The 19,631-nt window shown below is 46.7% G+C and carries 14 protein-coding genes and 1 tRNA gene; 3 read left to right on the forward strand and 12 right to left on the reverse strand.

Annotation, left to right across the window (positions count from 1 at the left end; genetic code table 11):
* Positions 1 to 23: 23 nt before the first annotated feature.
* The 9 genes from B4E62_RS12575 to topA form a co-directional block, all read right to left on the reverse strand.
* Entirely contained in the window at positions 24 to 1,892 is a 1,869-nt protein-coding gene (locus B4E62_RS12575; protein ID WP_310070926.1) for a SurA N-terminal domain-containing protein, read from the reverse strand.
* Positions 1,893 to 2,088: 196 nt separating this feature from the next.
* Complete coding sequence (locus B4E62_RS12580) at positions 2,089 to 2,361, reverse strand: HU family DNA-binding protein (protein WP_039914522.1); 273 nt, start codon at positions 2,359 to 2,361, stop codon at positions 2,089 to 2,091.
* A 215-nt stretch (positions 2,362 to 2,576) separates the two neighbouring features.
* Positions 2,577 to 4,997 carry an endopeptidase La gene (gene lon / locus B4E62_RS12585; RefSeq protein ID WP_331352296.1) on the reverse strand — a complete coding sequence of 807 codons (2,421 nt, stop codon included), beginning with the start codon at positions 4,995 to 4,997 and terminating at the stop codon, positions 2,577 to 2,579.
* Between the two features lie 159 nt (positions 4,998 to 5,156).
* The gene (clpX, locus tag B4E62_RS12590) at positions 5,157 to 6,455 is read right to left on the reverse strand and encodes an ATP-dependent Clp protease ATP-binding subunit ClpX (protein ID WP_310070915.1); all 1,299 of its coding nucleotides are present in this window, start codon (positions 6,453 to 6,455) and stop codon (positions 5,157 to 5,159) included.
* A 137-nt stretch (positions 6,456 to 6,592) separates the two neighbouring features.
* The gene (gene clpP / locus B4E62_RS12595; RefSeq protein ID WP_331352297.1) at positions 6,593 to 7,231 is read right to left on the reverse strand and encodes an ATP-dependent Clp endopeptidase proteolytic subunit ClpP; all 639 of its coding nucleotides are present in this window, start codon (positions 7,229 to 7,231) and stop codon (positions 6,593 to 6,595) included.
* A gap of 176 nt (positions 7,232 to 7,407) precedes the next feature.
* Positions 7,408 to 8,721 (reverse strand): trigger factor, encoded by a 1,314-nt coding sequence (gene tig, locus B4E62_RS12600; protein ID WP_331352298.1) that lies wholly within the window; start codon positions 8,719 to 8,721, stop codon positions 7,408 to 7,410.
* A gap of 74 nt (positions 8,722 to 8,795) precedes the next feature.
* Positions 8,796 to 8,880: transfer RNA gene (locus B4E62_RS12605), tRNA-Leu, on the reverse strand.
* Between the two features lie 148 nt (positions 8,881 to 9,028).
* On the reverse strand, positions 9,029 to 9,550 hold the full coding sequence (locus B4E62_RS12610; RefSeq protein WP_331352299.1) for a DUF6586 family protein: 522 nt from the start codon (positions 9,548 to 9,550) through the stop codon (positions 9,029 to 9,031).
* Between the two features lie 63 nt (positions 9,551 to 9,613).
* On the reverse strand, positions 9,614 to 12,235 hold the full coding sequence (gene topA, locus B4E62_RS12615) for a type I DNA topoisomerase (RefSeq protein ID WP_331352300.1): 2,622 nt from the start codon (positions 12,233 to 12,235) through the stop codon (positions 9,614 to 9,616).
* Between the two features lie 335 nt (positions 12,236 to 12,570).
* On the opposite strand from topA, the gene B4E62_RS12620 reads away from it, so the two are divergent.
* Positions 12,571 to 13,272: a hypothetical protein gene (locus B4E62_RS12620; protein ID WP_331352301.1), complete on the forward strand. Its 702-nt coding sequence runs from the start codon at positions 12,571 to 12,573 to the stop codon at positions 13,270 to 13,272.
* On the opposite strand, the gene B4E62_RS12625 is transcribed toward B4E62_RS12620, so the two are convergent.
* Positions 13,273 to 13,776 carry a hypothetical protein gene (locus B4E62_RS12625; protein WP_310070901.1) on the reverse strand — a complete coding sequence of 168 codons (504 nt, stop codon included), beginning with the start codon at positions 13,774 to 13,776 and terminating at the stop codon, positions 13,273 to 13,275.
* A gap of 75 nt (positions 13,777 to 13,851) precedes the next feature.
* Between B4E62_RS12625 and B4E62_RS12630 the strand changes: the two genes are divergently transcribed.
* Positions 13,852 to 14,310, forward strand: coding sequence for a universal stress protein (locus tag B4E62_RS12630; RefSeq protein WP_331352302.1), 459 nt, complete (start codon positions 13,852 to 13,854; stop codon positions 14,308 to 14,310).
* 29 nt (positions 14,311 to 14,339) lie between these two features.
* Here B4E62_RS12630 and B4E62_RS12635 read toward each other — a convergent pair whose 3' ends face one another.
* Positions 14,340 to 16,265, reverse strand: coding sequence for an ATP-binding cassette domain-containing protein (locus B4E62_RS12635; protein ID WP_331352303.1), 1,926 nt, complete (start codon positions 16,263 to 16,265; stop codon positions 14,340 to 14,342).
* A gap of 218 nt (positions 16,266 to 16,483) precedes the next feature.
* Here B4E62_RS12635 and B4E62_RS12640 point away from each other — a divergent pair, with 218 nt between their 5' ends.
* Complete coding sequence (locus B4E62_RS12640; protein WP_331352304.1) at positions 16,484 to 18,484, forward strand: transglycosylase SLT domain-containing protein; 2,001 nt, start codon at positions 16,484 to 16,486, stop codon at positions 18,482 to 18,484.
* Between the two features lie 86 nt (positions 18,485 to 18,570).
* Here the strand turns inward: B4E62_RS12640 and B4E62_RS12645 are convergent, their stop codons facing one another.
* Positions 18,571 to 19,509 carry a chemotaxis protein CheV gene (locus B4E62_RS12645; protein ID WP_331352305.1) on the reverse strand — a complete coding sequence of 313 codons (939 nt, stop codon included), beginning with the start codon at positions 19,507 to 19,509 and terminating at the stop codon, positions 18,571 to 18,573.
* Between the last annotated feature and the right edge of the window lie 122 nt (positions 19,510 to 19,631).

The raw sequence follows: 19,631 nt of genomic DNA on the forward strand, positions 1-19,631 counted from the left end.
CTTTTTTATTATTACAGTAAAGATTATTGAACTATATCAGCTGCATCTTTCAGGAATTTTTGATAGCTCGAGAAATCATTCTTCCCGTAAATACTACCCAATTGAGCAGTAATTGCTGTTTTTTGTTCTGGGGTTACTTTCTCATAACTACCTGGCGTAACAGCTTCTAAGGCAACTACCGCCAAATCACCAGCAGCAGTCATTACCTTGTCAAATGTGGGCGAGCTTGAAGATGGTTTAGTCATAGTAAATGCATGGCGCAGGACATCTGAATCAATGTCAGCACTGCTACGTGTAGCAGCTTTTACCTGTTTAAACTCAACACCTGCGGCCTTGCTTAATTCAGAAAAACTACCACCCGATTTTAAGTCGGCAATCAACCTGGTAGCTTGCTCATCAAGCAGTGTCTTGGCTTTCTGATCTTTCAGGGTATTAGTGATTTGTTCTTGAACACTGGCAAGTGGTTTAACCTGGCTAGGTTTGTAATCGGTTTTTTTCAATACAACCACATTGCTTGAATCGATTTCAATCACATCACTACTATTACCTTCCTGCAAAACTTCAGTAGAAAAAGCAGCTGCAACCACTTTGGGATTGGCCATTAAATCTTTACCTTTGCTGCGCTCAAACAGGCCAGAGTTCTCAGCTTTAAGATTTAGTGCTTGAGCCACCTCTTGCAAGCTTTCTGCGTTGTAAGATTCTTCACGTAATTTTTCTAATTGAACAACGAACAAGTTCTCAGCTTCCGCACGTTTTAATTCATCTTCAATGCTTGCCTTTTGTTCTTCGAATGAAGGTGGTTCGGAACCTTTTTCTGCTAAAAGTTTGATGAAGTGTGTACCAGCATCAGTTTTAACCGCAGAAGAAACCTCTCCTACTTTTAATGTGGCAAGTGCTGATTCAAATTCTGCAGGGAAGGCATCGCCTTTAGTGAAACCCAAATCCCCGCCCTGCTCCTTACTACCTAAATCGTCAGAAAATTCTTTAGCTAATGCAGCGAAGTCATCACCGGCAGCAAGTTTGTCAGCGATAGTTTTAATCTTATCCTGATTATCACCCTCTACAAGAATGTGGGCTGCCTGGCGCTCTGGTGCAGCAACAAAAGAAGCTTGGTTTTGTTCAAATTGTTTGCGTACTTGCTCTTCTGTAACGCTGATGTTTTTCATCAGATCCGCTACATTGAGGCTTATGTAATCGACCGCAACTTGCTCTTCACTAGTGAACATTTGTTGATTTGCATCGTAATAGCTTTGGATCTCTGCTGTTTCAACCTGAATTGTTTCACGCACTTTTGCCGCGGGCAATATAACGTATCCGAGATCGCGTGATTGAAAGCTAAGCGCAACTACATCATCCAGTTGCGAGGGGGTTGCAAAAGCTGTTGCGCTGACACCCGCTTGCAACTGATTAATAACAATTTCATCAGATAAAATTTTAGCGTAAGTGCTATGGGTATATCCCATGTTTCGCAACACTTGTTGATAGCGATTGTTATCAAACGCTCCGGCTTCATTTTTAAATTGGGGCGCAGTAGCGATTTGCTCACTGAGATAAGTATTGCCCACTGCCATGCCTGATTTTACTGCAGCTTGCGACAACACCATTCGCTGGACCAAATTATCAATTACAGGCTTACGCAAATACTCATCTGTGAGAAATTCTGCAGGTATTTGGTCACCATAGGTATTCAGCATTTGCTGCTTCTGCATACCAATAGCTCTGGCCACATCCATTTCAGTGACTTGCTCGCCATTTACTTTGGCGGCCTGATTGGCAGATGTATCCCAATTGAATAATGCCTCAACACCCGTAAGGGCAAAAATGATCACCAAAAACCCAATCAAGATAAAAGAGATAACACCTCTGGAATTGTCTCTGAGGTTTTGTAACATTTTAAACTCCTAGCAGGATGAAGGTGCCTTGCGCAGATAAACTGAGACTACATAGACAACTAAATACTTAATTATTCGATGTTTGAATAGGCACTTGGCCTTGTTTTTTAATTCGCATTTTACTAAAAAAAAAGCGCACCTAGATGCGCCTTTTTATGCTTTAACATTTCAGATTTGTATCTGAAAAAAGCACTTATTAGTTGACAGCATCTTTCAATGCTTTCCCCGGTTTAAACCCAGGAACTTTGGCAGCAGCAATCTTGATTTCTGCACCAGTCTGAGGATTGCGACCGGTACGTGCAGCTCTCTCTTTCACTGCAAAAGTACCAAAACCCACCAGAACCACAGAGTCACCATTTTTGAGGGCACCAGTGATACTTTCAACGACTGCATCCAAGGCACGTCCGGCAGCAGCTTTAGGAATATCCGCAGACGCGGCAATGGCTTCAATCAGTTCAGTTTTGTTCACACTTAACCCCTTTTGATTATTTGTTTCTAAAAACACAGTGCAAATTAATGTCGCTATTAATCTGCGTTACCCGTGCAGCAAATGAATTGCGATTTATACCAACAGAGCTTCTGGGGGTCAAGGAAAGCTTACAGCTTTACACAAAACCCCTTTGAATCTGATCAGAAAACAAGCAGTTCCTGCCAGATCTTGAATCAGGTCACAGCAGCGCTTGTTCAGTGAGTGCTCAGACGATTATCGCTCTCCGTGGTCTTTTGTGCGGCCTTCTCCAGCGCTCTATATTCCTCATCACTCAAGGGCTTGGGGCTGGATTGCAATGCAATGGCCAAGACCTCATCAATCCACTTCACTGGTTTGATGGAAAGGTCTGCTTTGATATTATCTGGAATCTCTTTTAAGTCTCGCTCATTTTCCGCTGGAATGATAACCGTTTTAATTCCTCCCCTGTGCGCGGCAAGCAGTTTTTCTTTCAACCCACCAATACGCAAAACCTCTCCGCGCAAAGTGATCTCGCCAGTCATAGCAACATCTGCCCGTACCGGTATTCCTGTTTGTACTGACACTAAGGCTGTGCACATAGCTATACCCGCGCTAGGGCCATCTTTTGGTGTTGCACCTTCAGGAACATGAATATGGATATCCACTTTTTCGTGATGATCGGGAGCGATGCCCAGTGCCTGGCTGCGCGAACGAACAACAGTTAAAGCTGCCTGGATAGATTCCTGCATTACATCACCCAGTGAACCGGTTTTTATGATGCGCCCTTTACCAACAACAGCTGTTGCTTCAATCGTCAGCAACTCCCCGCCCACTTGGGTCCACGCAAGCCCAGTCACCTGCCCTATTTGATCCTTACTTTCTGCTTTGCCAAAATCAAATTTGCGCACACCCAACAAATTCTCTAAAGACTCCGAGTCTATTAAATCAGCGCTGGTTCTATTGCCTTTGACATGGCAAGTTACAACTTTGCGGCAAATTTTTGCAACTTCTCGCTCCAATCCTCTAACACCTGCTTCACGGGTGTAGTAACGGATGATGTCGCGAATCGCATCGGAACCAATATTAATTTCAGTATCTTTAAGACCGTTTGCCTTCATTTGTTTTGGAATTAAGTAGCGCAATGCGATATTTAATTTTTCATCCTCGGTATAACCTGGGATGCGAATAACCTCCATACGGTCCAATAGTGGGCCAGGAATGTTCATTGAATTGGATGTGCAAACGAACATCACATCCGACAAATCATAATCGACTTCGAGATAGTGATCGCTGAAATGGCTGTTTTGTTCCGGATCCAAAACTTCCAGTAATGCAGATGCTGGATCGCCGCGATTATCCATGCCCATTTTGTCAATTTCATCCAACAAAAAGAGCGGATTTCGCACACCCACTTTGGCCATCTTCTGAATAAGCTTCCCGGGTAATGAGCCTATGTAAGTTCTTCTGTGCCCGCGAATTTCAGCTTCATCGCGTACACCCCCCAAGGCCATGCGTACAAACTCACGATTAGTGGCACGCGCAATCGACTCACCCAGGGACGTTTTACCTACACCAGGCGGACCAACCAAACACAAAATGGGGCCTTTTACTTTTTTGACGCGCTGTTGTACCGCGAGATATTCGAGAATGCGCTCTTTTACTTCCTCAAGTCCGAAATGATCTTTGTTGAGCACTTCTTCAGCGCGTATAAGGTCATGGCGAACTTTACTTCTCTTACTCCAAGGTACTTTAATCATCCAGTCGATGTAGGCGCGCAGTACGGAAGCTTCCGCAGACATCGGTGACATCATTTTTAATTTGTTTAATTCTGTGCGTGCCTTTTCCTCGGCTTCTTTAGGCATTGCAGCTGCGATGATTTTCTTCTCCAGTTCATCCGCTTCACTAACTTCTTCACCTAATTCACCTAGCTCTTTTTGAATAGCTTTTATTTGCTCATTCAAATAATACTCGCGCTGGCTTTTCTCCATTTGCTTTTTAACGCGACCACGAATTTTCTTCTCGACATGAAACAAATCCACCTCAGCATCCATCAGGTCTAGAAGATGCTCTATGCGTGCATGTATATCAGCCATTTCCAAAATGGATTGTTTTTTGGGAAGGTCGAGCGACATGTGTGCAGCTATGGTATCCGCTAAGCGGCCAGGCTCATCAATGCCTGACAACGAGGTGATCACCTCTACAGGTACTTTTTTGCTGAGATTGACATACTGCTCAAACTGACCGATTGCTGAGGCAACCAGTGCACGAGCTTCAGCGCCTTCTATCGGCGGACTGGAAATAACATCTACAGTTGCCTTGAAGAAACCGCCAGCCTCCTCAATGGACTCGATATTGGCTCGCTCGCGCCCTTCTATAAGCACTTTTACTGTGCCATCAGGTAATTTGAGTAATTGAAGGATCGAAGCAATCGTTCCTATGCTGTATAGATCTTCAGCTTGTGGTTCATCCTGCTGTGGATTTTTTTGCGCCACCAGCAAGACTTGCTTGTCGCTGGCCATCGCACGTTCAAGTGCTTCTATGGATTTGCCCCTGCCAACAAAGAGCGGAGTAACCATATGCGGATAAACAACCACATCGCGCAAGGGCAGCAAGGGGATTTCAGTGATATGGGATTCATGCAGAGTTTCAGCGACCATTGGTTCCTCTCTATTTCAAGAAGGCAACAACTACCTTGCCATGAAAACAAGATTGGGGTCTAAAACTGGGAATTACAAGTTATTGAAACATAAAAAACAAAAAGAGCGCACAGGTGCGCTCTTTTTGTTCGTTGTGCCCAAAGGCTAGCCGTTAGTCGTCTAATCTTCCGCAGCTGCTTTTGCAGGTTTATCAGTATTTTCATAAACCAACAAAGGCTCAGACTCACCTTTTATTACAGACTCATCCACCACGACTTTAACCACGTGCTCTTCAGATGGAATCTTGTACATGGTGTCCAGCAACACGGATTCCATTATTGATCTCAATCCTCGCGCGCCAGTCTTGCGCTCAAGTGCTCTCTCCGCGACGGCATCCAAAGCATCTGTACGGAAATCGATTTGTACACCTTCCATTTCGAACAATCTTGCATATTGCTTGGTGAGCGCATTACGCGGCTCCGTTAATATTTGGATTAACGCGGCTTTATCAAGCTCATCCAGGGTGGCAATGACTGGCAGGCGACCTACAAACTCGGGAATAAGCCCATAGCGAACAAGATCTTCTGGCTCTAGATCTTGCAATGTTTGTCCAAAATTACGCTTTTCGTCCTTGCTTTTAACTTCTGCGCCAAAACCAATGCCGCCTTTTTCAGAGCGATCGCGAATGACTTTATCCAGTCCGGCAAAAGCTCCACCGCAAATAAACAAAATATTTGAGGTGTCGACCTGCAAAAATTCTTGTTGCGGATGCTTGCGACCACCTTGCGGAGGCACGGAGGCAACTGTGCCCTCAATTAGCTTCAAGAGTGCTTGCTGCACACCTTCCCCTGAAACATCGCGGGTGATTGACGGGTTGTCAGACTTGCGGGAAATTTTGTCTATTTCATCAATGTAAACAATACCCTGCTGGGCTTTTTCTACATCGTAATCGCATTTCTGCAGCAGCTTCTGGATGATATTTTCAACATCCTCACCCACGTATCCTGCTTCTGTAAGCGTAGTTGCGTCGGCAATGGTGAAAGGAACATCAAGCAGGCGCGCCAGGGTTTCAGCCAACAAAGTCTTACCGCTACCTGTTGGCCCAACTAGTAATATGTTACTTTTGCCCAGCTCAATCGGCTCTTTTTCCTTACCACCTTTATCGCCGAAACGAAGGCGCTTGTAATGGTTATAAACAGCAACCGCCAGTACTTTTTTGGCGCGTTTTTGGCCAATAACATACTGATCGAGAATGGCGGAAATCTCGTGCGGCTTGGGAAGTTTTTCTGAGCTACCTTCGGAAGCGCTTTCCTGAATTTCTTCGCGGATAATATCGTTGCAAAGGTCAACACATTCATCGCAGATAAAAACCGATGGCCCGGCAATCAGTTTGCGGACTTCATGCTGACTTTTACCGCAGAAAGAGCAATACAGCAACTTTCCGTTTTTATCACCTGCGTCACTGGTGTGATCGGTCATTTAACCCACTCCATCTAAATTTCTATAACAATTGTCAGGTTAAAAAAACAAATTTCAAGCGGGCGGACATTATTTTGTAGGATCCACTCGCATTGCGATGGCTGATCCGAGCTTGGTTTTATTCTGACAAACAAACATTATTTGGCTGGCTGAGTACGCTTATCGATAACAGTATCGATCAACCCGTAGTCTTTTGCCTGTTGAGCCGACATAAAATTATCGCGCTCCGTATCAATTTCAATCCGCTCTATCGACTGCCCTGAGTGATATGCCATTAGCTCATTCAACCGTGCGCGAATTTTCAATATTTCTTGTGCCTGAATATGTATATCTGATGCCTGTCCCTGTGCTCCACCACTTGGCTGGTGAATCATCACGCGGGAATTTGGCAGGCAAAACCGCTTACCTTTAGTGCCAGCATTCAGCAGAAAAGCTCCCATGCTGCAAGCTTGACCGATACACATAGTGCTTACATCAGGCTTAATGAACTGCATGGTGTCATAAATTGACATACCCGCAGTAACTGAGCCGCCAGGTGAATTGATATAAAGATGAATATCTTTGTCTGGATTTTCAGCCTCAAGAAATAAAAGCTGGGCCACTACCAAATTTGCCATGTAGTCCTCAACAGGACCAACCAAGAATATCACGCGCTCTTTGAGCAAGCGGGAATATATATCAAATGATCGTTCACCTCTTGCCGTTTGCTCAATAACAATCGGAACAAGGCCGCTATTAATAAGAGATAACTGGGAGTTCATGTGTTCGTATGACATCGTGCGTTTTTGTCCTTAAGCGGGCTAATAGCGTCGCCAATATTGAAAACTAAGGTTTTTTGACACTAGAGAGCTTAACCCGTGATGGGATTATATGCCAGTCAAATGAGGTAAATTGGGAGGTATTCGAAGAAGGGAGAGCCGCAAAACAGGCGTTTTGCGGCTTTTTTAAACGATTAGCGTTGTGCGTTGGCCTTGATGATTTCGTCATAGCTGGTTTCCACTTCAGAAACCTTGGCTTGCGACAAAATGTGGTCAACTACTTGATCTTCCAGCACGGCAGATTCCACGCCAGCCATCAGTTCCTGATTGCTGCTGTAGTACTCAACAACCTCTTTAGGCTCTTGGTAGGTGGAGGCGATTTCTTCAATCATCGCTTTCACGCGCTTTGGGTCAGGCTTGAGCTTGGCGGATTTTACGATCTCTCCAACGATCAGTCCCAAGGTTACGCGACGAGAAGCCTCGTCCTGGAACATGGTGTCAGGCAGCAAGGATTTAGCATCGAAGTTTTGTTGCTGGCCACCAAAACGCTGCAGCATCTGATTGCGTAAAACCTGAATTTCATTCGCAACCAATGCTTTAGGTACTTCAGTGGTGTGCGATGCGATAAGCGCATCCATAACCTGAACTTTAACCTTGGCTTTTAACGCATTGGCTAACTCGCGATCCATATTGGCTTTTACTTCTTTGCGGAATTGTTTTTCTCCGCCTTTTTCAACGCCAAACTTCTGGAAAAATTCTTTCTTCAGCTCTGGTAGTTGAGCTTCTGAAACACTGTTCACAGTGATTGAGAACTGAGCCGCGGCGCCTTTCAGTTCCTCTGCTTGATAGTCTTCAGGGAAGATTACTGAAATCACTTTTTGCTCACCGGCTTTTAACCCAGCAATACCCTCTTCAAAACCGGGGATCATTGATTTGGAGCCAAGTACCAAGTTGTGGTTGTCTGCTTTGCCACCGGCAAATTCGACACCATCTTTGGTGCCAACAAAGTTGATATTAACCTGGTCGCCGTCAGCAGCCGCGCGCTCTACTACAGACCAAGTGGCTTGATGCTTGCGCAATACTTCGATCATGTTGTCAACATCAGCTTCAGTCACTTCTGCTTTGAAACTTGTAAGTTCAAATACAGAAAGATCGCTCAATGCGACACTTGGATACACTTCGAAGGTGGCAATATATTCAAGATCTTTTCCTGCAGCCAATTGTTTGGGCTGGATAGATGGTTGACCTGCTGGCTTAACATTTTCTTTTTGTACCGCGGCATAGAAAGAACGGCTAATGACATCGCCAACAACTTCTTGACGAATACCGGCACCAAAGCGCTGTTTTACAACAGACATAGGCACCTTGCCCTTGCGGAAGCCTTTGATGCTTACGTTGCGCGCCGCTTGCTTCAAGCGATTTTCAACTTCGTTTTCTACTTGCTCTGCGGGTACGCCAACTGTCAAGCGGCGCTCCAATCCAGAAGTCGTTTCGAGTGAAACCTGCATATATGCCTCGTGAAATAACTGAAAGTGTGTAGCAGTTGATCAGGTACCCTGAAACACAGGATACCGGGGGAATTTGGTGCGGACGGAGAGACTCGAACTCTCACACCTTGCGGCGCCAGAACCTAAACCTGGTGTGTCTACCAATTTCACCACGTCCGCTTGGGTCGCCTTCAACTCTGCGAAGGCACTGACTTAGTTTTATCGCGCTCTAACCTGTTGATTTTTAATGTTTTTTATAAAAATCAAAAGCCCCAGTACGCGAAGGGTGCTGATTGTGCCACAGTCATTCTGCGGGTTCAACTTTTTATCAATACTCGGCGCTTGTGTCTCGCTGACGAAGAACCAAGGCGCGGAAACTCTCCAGCCATGAAGCCAGGAGCTCAGGCGTCAACTTTAACAGGGGTGCTTCATCCGCTTCATTCAATTCCACCAACTCAATCAGATTTTCCTGTCCAAATGCCTTCTTCGCTTTGGGTTTCCAGGGGGATTTGGAAAGCTGCGCATAATAACCAGTTAACTGGTTCAACCAGGTTTCGTTTGTTTCGGTAAGCGATAGCAATTCGGATGACTCTGACGAAGTACTATCAGACTGCTGCAAAGCTGCGACCAAATCCTGCACCGAATCAATTGCCGATAAATCTTTGATTCGATGATGCTCAGCCAGCTCACGCAAATAAAAATGCAGTCCCATTGCCAAATGAAATACCGCCGCATCAACAAGCGCTTGGTGCTCAAGCGGTTGGCGAGCTGGGTATTCATTTAACAGCCTGATAATAGCACTGGCATAGGCCAGCTTTTGGTTAACCAGCGATAGATGACTAATAGACATAATTAACTGACTGGACTTTTTGAGGGGACATTAGCCATCCAAATGGATGGCTTCTGCAAAACCTTACTTTTGTACCTTCCACTTGCCGCCTTCATAAAACGCTTTCCAACCAGTCGCCTTGCCATTGATTTCAGTTTGGACGTACTGCTCTTTGGTTTTGCGACTAAAACGAATAATCGCTTTATTGCCTTCAGGATCTTTTACTGGTGCAGACAATAAAAAGTGGTATTTCGGATCTATTTGATCTTTGTAGGGTAACAACTCTTCAACCAAGGGGGCACGCGTTTCGCGATTTTTTGGGAACTGGCTTGCAGCAAGGAACAAACCTGCTGCGCCATCGCGCAGTACATAGTGGTCGTCCACTTTTTCACAACGCAGCTCCTGCATCACAATTGGATCGACTTTTGGCGGTGCAGCCTCGCCACTTTTGAGCAGTTTGCGGGTGTTTTTACATTCGCTATTGGTGCAGCCAAAGTACTTGCCAAAACGACCGGTTTTAAGCTGCATTTCGCTGCTGCATTTATCGCATTCGATCGTCGGGCCCTCGTAGCCTTTCAAACGATAACTGCCTTGCTCTACCTCGTAACCAGCGCAATCGGGATTGTTGCCGCAGATATGCAACTTGCGGCTCTCATCGAGCAAGTAGGAATCCATTGCCGAGTTGCATATTTTGCAGCGATGCTTGGCGCGCAACTGCCGTGATTCAGCCTCTTCATCCGCATCCGCATCGATGACTTCATCGCCGGAAACCAGGTTCATGGTGTTTTTGCAGCGTTCTTTAGGCGGCAGTGCGTAACCGGAGCAACCCAAAAATACGCCCGTGCTACCAGTGCGGATCTGCATATGTCGACCGCATAAGCTACAGGCGATATCAGTATCAGTAGGATCATTCGCGCGCATCCCTTTGGCGCTACTGGAGGCCAGAGTCAGTTTTTTGCTGAAGCCTGCATAAAAGTCATCTAATAGCGAGCGCCAGTTTTTACCACCCTGTGCTACCACATCCAAGGACTCTTCCATGCTGGCTGTAAAACCATAATCCATAAGATCGTCAAAGCTTTCAACCAGGCGCTCAGTGACTATGTCACCCATTTTCTCAGCATAAAAACGGCGATTCTCCTGACGGACATAACCGCGCTCCTGAATAGTGGAAATAATAGAAGCGTAAGTTGATGGGCGGCCGATAGCGCGTTTTTCCAGTTCTTTTACCAAGCTGGCTTCGGTATAGCGCGCTGCAGGTTTGGTGAAATGTTGCTGTGGATTGAGCTTCACCAATGGCAGCACCTGGCCGACTTTCATATCAGGCAAAACTACATCTTCGTCTTTTTTCGCAACTTGTGGGCTGACTTTGGTGTAGCCATCAAAACGGATTACCCGGCCGCGGGTGCGCAGCTCATAGTCTCCAGCCGCAACCACCACGCTAGTGCTTGTATATTCCGCGGGTGTCATTTGGCAGGCGACAAACTGCTGCCAGATCAAACCATAAAGACGTTCTGCATCGCGCTCCATTCCACTCAATTGATTGGGCAATGCGCCAACGTTGGATGGGCGAATTGCTTCATGCGCTTCCTGTGCACCGTCTTTGCTTGAGTAAATGGTGGGTGACTCTGGCAGATAACGCTTACCGAAATTTTCCAGAATATAGTCGCGGCAGGCTTCAACCGCTTCTTTACTCAGGTTGGTAGAGTCAGTACGCATGTAGGTGATGTAGCCAGCTTCATACAAACGCTGCGCCATCATCATAGTTTTCTTTACCCCAAAGCCTAAGCGGGTACTTGCCGCTTGCTGCAGAGTAGACGTAATGAAAGGAGCTGAAGGTTTCGATTGGGTTGGCTTGTCCTCGCGGCTGATGACTTTATAAGCCGCGCCTTGCAAGGCTTTGACGGCGGTCATCGCCTGGGTTTCGTTGATTGGTTTAAATGCCTCATCGCCTTGCTTTTTCACTTCGAAGCTAGCGATTTGGCTTTTATCGGCCTGCAAATCGGCAAAGAGTGTCCAATACTCCTCGGGTATGAAGGCGCGGATTTCGCGCTCGCGCTCAACTACTAAACGCACTGCAACTGACTGTACGCGCCCGGCCGATAGTCCTCGTGCAACTTTTTCCCACAATAAGGGGGAAACCATATAACCCACAACACGATCCAGAAAACGTCGCGCCTGCTGGGCGTCAACACGGTTTTGATCAATAGGGCCAGGAGTTTTGAACGCGTTTTGGATTGCTGTTTTGGTGATTTCGTTAAACACGACTCGACGATAACGTGATTCGTCTCCGCCAATAGCCTCGCGCAAATGCCAGGCAATAGCCTCCCCTTCTCTATCCAAGTCGGTTGCGAGATAGACCATATCGGCCTTCTCGGCAAGCTTCTTCAGCTCATCGACCACTTTTTCTTTGCCCGGGAGAATCTCGTATTGCGCCTCCCAACCATTTTCCGGGTCAATACCCATGCGGTTGATCAGTTGGCTTTTACTTTTTTTGGCTTGATAAATAGCTTTTTCTTCAGCCGACATTTTGCGTGTCGCCGCTGCTTGTTTGGCGCGCTCTTTGGCATCCACAGGCTTGGCACCGCCGCTGGTAGGCAAATCACGAATATGACCAATACTGGATTTAACGACAAAATCGCTCCCCAGGTATTTATTAATGGTTTTCGCCTTGGCAGGCGACTCAACGATAACTAAGGATTTACCCATGGTGGTCAGAAATATCTCTATAAAAAGAAGGCTGTATAAGGGGTTGAAATATGCGCCAAACTATTACAACAATGCCCCTAAGACGGGTTAAACTAACAGTGAAGGTGCGCATATATAAGTCTTGAATCCCAAGGGGTCAAGCTATAATTTCCTGCATGACTTATAGTGGAGCCTCAGTAGATATGCAAAAGTTAGTAGTAAAGGAGAGAGATTTGCACTTTAAAAAATGCTCATATGTATATGTTATTTAACAGTTTTCCGTTTGCTAAATACTTAGGGACAAGAATCAGATAAAAACCCGAAACCCAACGTCCCTTGCCCCAGTAGATTCCCGCATGACCTTGATTGTGATTCTTGTTTTTTTGATGCTGATAACACTTTTTGCGGTGAGTGCGCTCCATGGCATACAGCAGCGTCAGCGTCAGCGTCGATTGGAGCAGCGTCGTTTACGCATCCAAGTTGAAGAGTTGACCGAAATCGTAAATTGCCTCGAGCAGACACTGCCCAACCGAACCATCACCAAACATATCAATGACATGATTATCGCAATACAACATCAAATGTTGGCACTGGAGGATAAAAATCGTGAGCACCTGGAGGCGGCCATCCAGAAGAGCGAACAGTATTCTGAAGAATTACTCAACCCCAAAAACCGACACAATATTAGTTATCAGCGGGAAAGCGATGCACAAATTGCCAAAACCCAGCTGCATCTGAACGAAACCATGCACCTGGTCACGCAACTTGCCGCACCTGGCACTATCAACGAAATCGAATTGGATGCCTATTTAGCGGAGTTGCGTTGGGCTTATTTAATGGTGTCAGTGATGTCCTACATTGGCCAAGGCGATAAATCCATGGCTATAAGCGACCGCTTTTCTGGATTGGCGTTTTATCGCAAGGCGCAACAACTGCTAATAGAGTCAATGCATCAAGACCCACGCCGGATACAAATGATCAAAGAGTTGAGTGAAATGGTTGATGGAGACCGCATCGGGCTCAGTCGCAATTTGCGCGAATCAGCTTCGGCGGTCTGATTAATTGATCATAGGGTTATCAACTTTATGCAATTTGGTTAGTATTTCGATCAGTAAATCCAGTATCTCAACACCTTCTTTCTCCATCCAAAACACACTGACCCCAAGATTGCTGCAACTAATAGCCAGCACTGATGCGGGTAATTGCGGCAGATAAGCTTTAAGCAAGCTGCAAGTTGCATCACTTGGGCGAACATCTGTTTGCCAATCCCACTCCTGATAAAAATTTCCGTCGTGGACGTATTTGGTGCGCATCAGTATCCACTCTGGCACTTCCCGCGCGTTGGGTGTTGGTGGTAAATAATAGACTGGTGCAGTCGCCGGTTGATCCATGTCAGTTTTCAATACCGGCAGCCGCCGCATACTAAAGCGCACACCCTGCTTGCTGGCATGTAAGCGTAATTGCTCTTTACGCTGCTGGGCAGGGCTTGGCCTGAGCATTGAAATTGGGCCTATGACGATTGCAAAGGCCAGAATCAAAATAATAAAAAACCAGATATTCATCGAAATCCTTAAAACTTTATGTGAGAGCAACTACTCTTAATCTAGCGATATTCACTTTTGCCGAGGATGGGAATCATGACAGAAGCTATCAATTACAAACATATTATTGTTGGCGTGGATCTCTCTGAGGATTGCCCGCCCGTGATTCGCCGCGCTGCTGCGATAGCCCAAGCCTGTAATGCCAAGCTCACGCTCGCCCATGTGCTAGAGCCAATTGCGTTTGCTTATGGCGGCGACATGCCGGTGGATTTAACCGGGGTGCAAGAACAGCAGGTGCAGAAAGCAGAAGCTGATTTGGCGTTGCTGGCGAAATCAACCACCTACCCCATCTTGCAGCAACATGTTTTGGTTGGCCAGCCCGCCGCCGAACTGCATTATCTCGCCGAGCAGGAATCGGCTGATTTAATAGTCGTGGGCAGTCATGGCCGGAAAGGTTTTGCGCTACTACTCGGCTCCACACCCAACAGTGTCTTGCATGGGGCGACCTGCGATGTGCTAGCTGTGCTGGTAAAAAAACAAACCGGTGAGGCCTAGGCTTCACCGGTAGCGATTTAAAACTCCTACTATTCCTGCTGCATATCTTCCAATTCCGCCCAGCGCTCGAAACAATCGTCGAGTTGTTGTTGCACTTTAGCCAGTTCCTGTAACTTTTCCTCTACTACTGCAGCGGCTTGGCTGTAGAAGTCACTGGCAGTTGTGATGGACTGCAACTCATTTAATTGCTTTTCAATTAATTCAATTTTTTGGGGCAGCTCATCAAATTCTTTTTGAAATTTGTAACTGAGTTTTTTTAGTTTGGCTGGGGCTTTAGCACTGACAGTTTCCACCACCTCCGCTTTTTTTAATTCAGCAACCGGTGCATTAGCAATCGCCGCTGGTAGCTCATCTGCCTGGGTCCATTTACCGCCCTGACGGATCCAATCGTCGTAGCCCCCGACGTATTCAAGTACATTGCCGCGCCCTTCAAAGGCGATAACACTGGATACGATGTTATTCAAAAATGCCCGGTCATGGCTGACCAGTAACAGTGTGCCAGTATATTCAGTGAGGATATCTTCCAGCAGCTCAAGTGTTTCTACATCCAGGTCATTGGTCGGCTCATCCAACACCAATAAGTTCGCGGACTTACTGAATAATTTGGCGAGCAATACGCGGTTGCGCTCACCGCCCGACAACGCGCGTAGCGGTGTACGCGCACGTTCACCGCTAAATAAAAAATCGCTCAGGTAAGAAAAAATATGTTTTGATTTTCCGTCGATATCTATAAATTCGCGTCCACCCGCGATGTTATCGACCGCATTTTTGTTGAGATCCAGTTGATCGCGCAGCTGATCGAAATACGCAACTTCCAAATTGGTACCCAGTTTCACGCTGCCCGATTGCGGTTGTAATTCACCGAGAATTAATTTCAGCAGTGTGCTTTTTCCTGCGCCATTGGCGCCGACTAAACCAATACGATCACCGCGCATAATGCGCGTCGAAAATTGGTTGACGATTTTTTTATCGCCCCATGAATAGGAAACATCCACCAAATCGGCAACCAACTTGCCCGAGTCACCTCCGGATGCCAGTGTAAAATTGGCTTTGCCGACAACTTCACGGCGCTGCGAGCGGGTTTCGCGCAAAGCCTTCAAGGCGCGCACGCGACCTTCATTGCGGGTGCGACGGGCTTTAATGCCTTGGCGAATCCAGACTTCTTCCTGCGCGAGACGCTTATCAAATAATTCATTGTGACGAGCTTCATCGGCAAGGGCCTGCTCTCGATACACCAAAAAGCTGGAGTAATCACCTTCCCAATAGCGCAGATGACCGCGATCCAACTCGGCAATATGCGTCGCCAATGCCTGCAACAATGAACGGTCATGTGTGATAAACACCAAAGCACCGTTGTAATTGAGCAATTGTTTTTCCAGCCACTCGATCGCAGCAATATCCAAGTGGTTGGTTGGCTCATCGAGCAAAAGCACATCGGGTTCGATAACCAGTGCGCGGGCAAGCGCCACGCGGCGGCGCCATCCACCGGAAAGTTCGCGCATGTAACGCTCGGCCGGCAAATCGAGGCGGGAGATAATTTCATCCACTTTCTGCTGCAATGCCCAACCGTCATTGGCTTCAATTTGATGCTGCAAATCTGCCATTCGCGCCAATTGGCTATCACTGATGTCATGCGCATGGGAGAGCAAACGATATTCTGCCAGCAGCTCTCCTACCCCTTTTGCACCTGCAGCAACTGCATCAAACACTAACCGGTCATCTGCTTCTGGTAAGTCTTGCTCCAGTCGGGCGATGCGGATTCCGGTCTGGCGGATGACCTCACCCTTATCCAGATCAACTTCGCCGTCGAGCACTTTGAGTAAACTGGATTTACCCGTGCCGTTGCGTCCAATCAAACACAGGCGCTGACCGCGCTCAATACTGAGTTCAACACCATCGAGGAGTACTTGCAGGCCATAACTGAGCCCAGCTTTTTCAATTTTAATCAAAGACATAGAAGGAATAATTCAGGTAGTTTTTCAACGAAAATGATACTGGCAGAAGCACCAATGGGCTGTTATTCTCAAATGAGATTTAGCTAACGGCTAAAGTGGTTCATATGACTGGCGACATTATCACGACGCCCGCCCAGCAGGCGCAAAAAGTGCCGCATCATATCCCACCAGAAAGGCATAACCAACCCGCCCGGGTTTGATAATAATTTGAGGTATCCATGAGGTTTTCAAAAATACTTTGGCCGGTAGCGTTGAGTGCCAGCGTATTCGTTGGCAGTACAGCTGTGACTGGCGCCCAAGCCACAACGGCGTCGGCAACCAAAACAACCGCCAAAACAGCGCCCGCAAAACCAGACCCACGACAAATCGAACGGCAAAAATACACGCAGGCACAAAAAGCTCTGAATGCAAAAAGCATGACGGAATATCGCAGTTTGCTTAAACAGCTGCAGCATTATCCGCTGCTACCCTACCTTGAATATCAGGAGCTCACTCCGCGCTTGATCAATTTACCCAAGCAGGATGTTGATACTTTTTTTGCACGTTACCCCGACTCTTTCCTGTCCGAGCGATTAACGCATCGTTGGTTGCGCACTCTGGCACAGCGCGAGCGCTGGAGCGATTATCTGAAATACTACGACAACCGTCTCACCGATCCGGAGCTGGCGTGCCTACATTTGCGCGCGCGTCTAGCAACTGGCGATAAAACAGCACTTAATGATGTGGCGCCGCGTTGGAACATCGAGCAAGCACAATCCAAAGCCTGCGACCCGGTGTTTGCAGAATGGAAAAAAGCTGGGCTGATGACTCCCGACTTAATTTGGGAGCGCCACCTCAAGGCAGTAATTGCAGCCGACAAAGGGTTAACCAGCTATTTGACAAATCTGTTGCCGGCGGTTGATCGCCCTATGGCAGCCTTGTTGCAACAAGTCGATGCCAACCCTCGCTTGTTAAAACAAACAGGAAAATTTTCCAAACAATCACCAAAAATGAAGACCGTCATCTTGCATGGCTTGGAAAAATTAGCACGCACCAACGCCAAAGAAGCACTCGCACTTTGGCACACGTATGATGCGCAGCAATTATTTGATGACAATGATCGCGTTAATCTCAAATATCACATAGCGCTGCGTTTACTTTATCAGGACCATGAAGTTGAAGCTGAAAAATTAGTGGCGTCCACGCCTAATTTAACGCGGGTAGATTTGCTTGAATGGTTGCTGCGCGAATCTTTGCGCAAGCAGGATTGGGAGCGTGTTAACGAATGGCTTGCACGTTTGCCGGAAGATGCGCGCAAAACCGAGCGCTGGCGCTACTGGCAAGCCCGCACAATGGAAGAGTTAGAAATAAAAGAAATCAACGGCGAAACCCCTGCCAGTATTTATAGTAGCGTAGCACCAGCCAGAAGCTTCTATGGATTTTTAGCGGCAGATAAAACCGGGGTGAATTATCATTTGTTAGATCGTCCGATGACATTCACCAATGAGCAAATTGCGGAAGTAGAAAATGCTCAGGGAATTTTGCGCGCACGCGAATTTTTTGCACGCGGTGAGTTGGGCGCAGCCAACCGCGAATTTTTCCACACTACGCGCCGCATGCCCTTGGAAAAAATGGTGATTGCTGGGCGGTTGGCTGAAAAACTGGGCTGGTATCGCAACGGCATTCAGGTGATGGCAGATGCGCAATATTGGGATGATTTACAGGTGCGCTTCCCCATCGTATACAAGGAGCATGTAGCAAAAGCAGCGAAACAAACTTCTGTAAACCCACTTTTTATTTTTGCGGTAACCCGCCAGGAAAGTGCGTTTGTACATGATGCAAAATCAACCGCTGGCGCCGTTGGGTTAATGCAACTATTGCCAGCAACCGCCAAACAAACAGCACAAAAAAATGGTTTGAGTTTTACGCTGCAAGATTTGGTGACGCCGGAAAAAAATATCGCACTGGGCAGCCGATATTTGGATCACTTGCTAGGTGTATTTGATGGCAACCGGATACTCGCTGCCGCCGCCTATAATGCGGGGCCAACCCGGGTGAAAAAATGGCTAAATAAAGATAAAGGCGCACAACTACCTTACGATGTCTGGATCGAAACCATTCCTTACAAAGAAACTCGTGGTTATGTCCAAAACATATTATCGTTTTCGGTTATTTACGCCTATCGTTTAGGACAAGAAACTAATTTTGTAACGCCGGCGGAAGCAAGTCGCCAATTGTGACCCCGCTGATAAGTGTGATAATAAAAAGCCGCTCCTGAATTTCTCGGTGCGGCTTTTTTACAATCAATGTTTTTACTCGGCTCAACTTATTTTTTTAGATATTCACGTAAGCGTTTTTGCACAACTGCGGCCAAATCATCGGGCTGAAACTTGGATAGAAAATCATTACAGCCCACTTTTTCAACCATCGCCTTGTTAAAACTGCCACTGAGTGATGTGTGCAATACCACATGTAAATTTGCCAATGCCGGGTCTTTACGCACCTCCGCAGTCAACCGGTAACCATCCATCTCCGGCATTTCAGCATCGGTTATCAGCATTAAAATTTCATCGGTAACTTTGCGCCCGGAGGCAGTCCACTGCTGCAGCATTTTCAAAGCTTGCAAGCCATCCTGAACCGACAACACTTCTACTCCAATATTGCTTAATGTTTCCTTTACTTGTTTCACCGCCGTTGGTGAATCCTCTGCGAGTAACACTTTTAATTTGCGCTTTTTTGCCTCTGCAGCCAAATCAGAGTCCAGCACTTCATCGGAAACGGTAGTGTTATAGGGAACGATGTCGGCAAGCACCCGCTCAACGTCTAGGATTTCTACTAATTGTTCATCGATTTTAGTGATGGCCGTTAAGAAATGACTGCGCCCCGTTCCTTTTGGTGGAGGCAGAATTAGCTCCCAATTGAGATTCACGATACGGTCAACTGCACCAATTAAAAATGCCTGAACTGACCGATTGTACTCAGCCACAATCAGATTGGCATTCTCCAACTCTTTCAATTCACTCATTCCAATCGCAGCACGCAAGTCTATTACGGGAACGGTTTGGCCGCGCAAGTGCGCCACACCGCGAATATGGGGATGGCTATGCGGTACATGGCGCAGGGTTGGAACCTTAACTACTTCCTGCACCTTAAAGACGTTAATGGCAAATAATTGCCGTCCGCCCAAACGAAACATAAGCAGCTCAAGGCGGTTTTCGCCCACCAAACGGGTGCGTTGATCAATAGAATCTAATAACTTGGACATGGTTGTTACCATCAATTTTTACAGTTTCTGCAAAGAAACTTGCCATAAAACACTATGAGTATAGGCAAAGTTTTGCGGTGAGCTTGAATTTCAGCGCCGCCAAATAAGAGAGATTCTTACCG

The organism is Cellvibrio sp. UBA7671 (genome assembly GCA_002483145.1).
Classification (GTDB): domain Bacteria; phylum Pseudomonadota; class Gammaproteobacteria; order Pseudomonadales; family Cellvibrionaceae; genus Cellvibrio; species Cellvibrio fibrivorans.

What these genes read in the sequence shown, in the direction of transcription:
- B4E62_RS12575 (WP_310070926.1), bottom strand. Translation starts at nt 1,892, where the DNA reads ATGTTACAAAACCTCAGAGACAATTCCAGAGGTGTTATCTCTTTTATC.
- lon (WP_331352296.1), bottom strand. Translation starts at nt 4,997, where the DNA reads ATGGTCGCTGAAACTCTGCATGAATCCCATATCACTGAAATCCCCTTG.
- clpX (WP_310070915.1), bottom strand. Translation starts at nt 6,455, where the DNA reads ATGACCGATCACACCAGTGACGCAGGTGATAAAAACGGAAAGTTGCTG.
- clpP (WP_331352297.1), bottom strand. Translation starts at nt 7,231, where the DNA reads ATGTCATACGAACACATGAACTCCCAGTTATCTCTTATTAATAGCGGC.
- tig (WP_331352298.1), bottom strand. Translation starts at nt 8,721, where the DNA reads ATGCAGGTTTCACTCGAAACGACTTCTGGATTGGAGCGCCGCTTGACA.
- B4E62_RS12610 (WP_331352299.1), bottom strand. Translation starts at nt 9,550, where the DNA reads ATGTCTATTAGTCATCTATCGCTGGTTAACCAAAAGCTGGCCTATGCC.
- topA (WP_331352300.1), bottom strand. Translation starts at nt 12,235, where the DNA reads ATGGGTAAATCCTTAGTTATCGTTGAGTCGCCTGCCAAGGCGAAAACC.
- B4E62_RS12620 (WP_331352301.1), top strand. Translation starts at nt 12,571, where the DNA reads ATGACCTTGATTGTGATTCTTGTTTTTTTGATGCTGATAACACTTTTT.
- B4E62_RS12625 (WP_310070901.1), bottom strand. Translation starts at nt 13,776, where the DNA reads ATGAATATCTGGTTTTTTATTATTTTGATTCTGGCCTTTGCAATCGTC.
- B4E62_RS12630 (WP_331352302.1), top strand. Translation starts at nt 13,852, where the DNA reads ATGACAGAAGCTATCAATTACAAACATATTATTGTTGGCGTGGATCTC.
- B4E62_RS12635 (WP_331352303.1), bottom strand. Translation starts at nt 16,265, where the DNA reads ATGTCTTTGATTAAAATTGAAAAAGCTGGGCTCAGTTATGGCCTGCAA.
- B4E62_RS12640 (WP_331352304.1), top strand. Translation starts at nt 16,484, where the DNA reads ATGAGGTTTTCAAAAATACTTTGGCCGGTAGCGTTGAGTGCCAGCGTA.
- B4E62_RS12645 (WP_331352305.1), bottom strand. Translation starts at nt 19,509, where the DNA reads ATGTCCAAGTTATTAGATTCTATTGATCAACGCACCCGTTTGGTGGGC.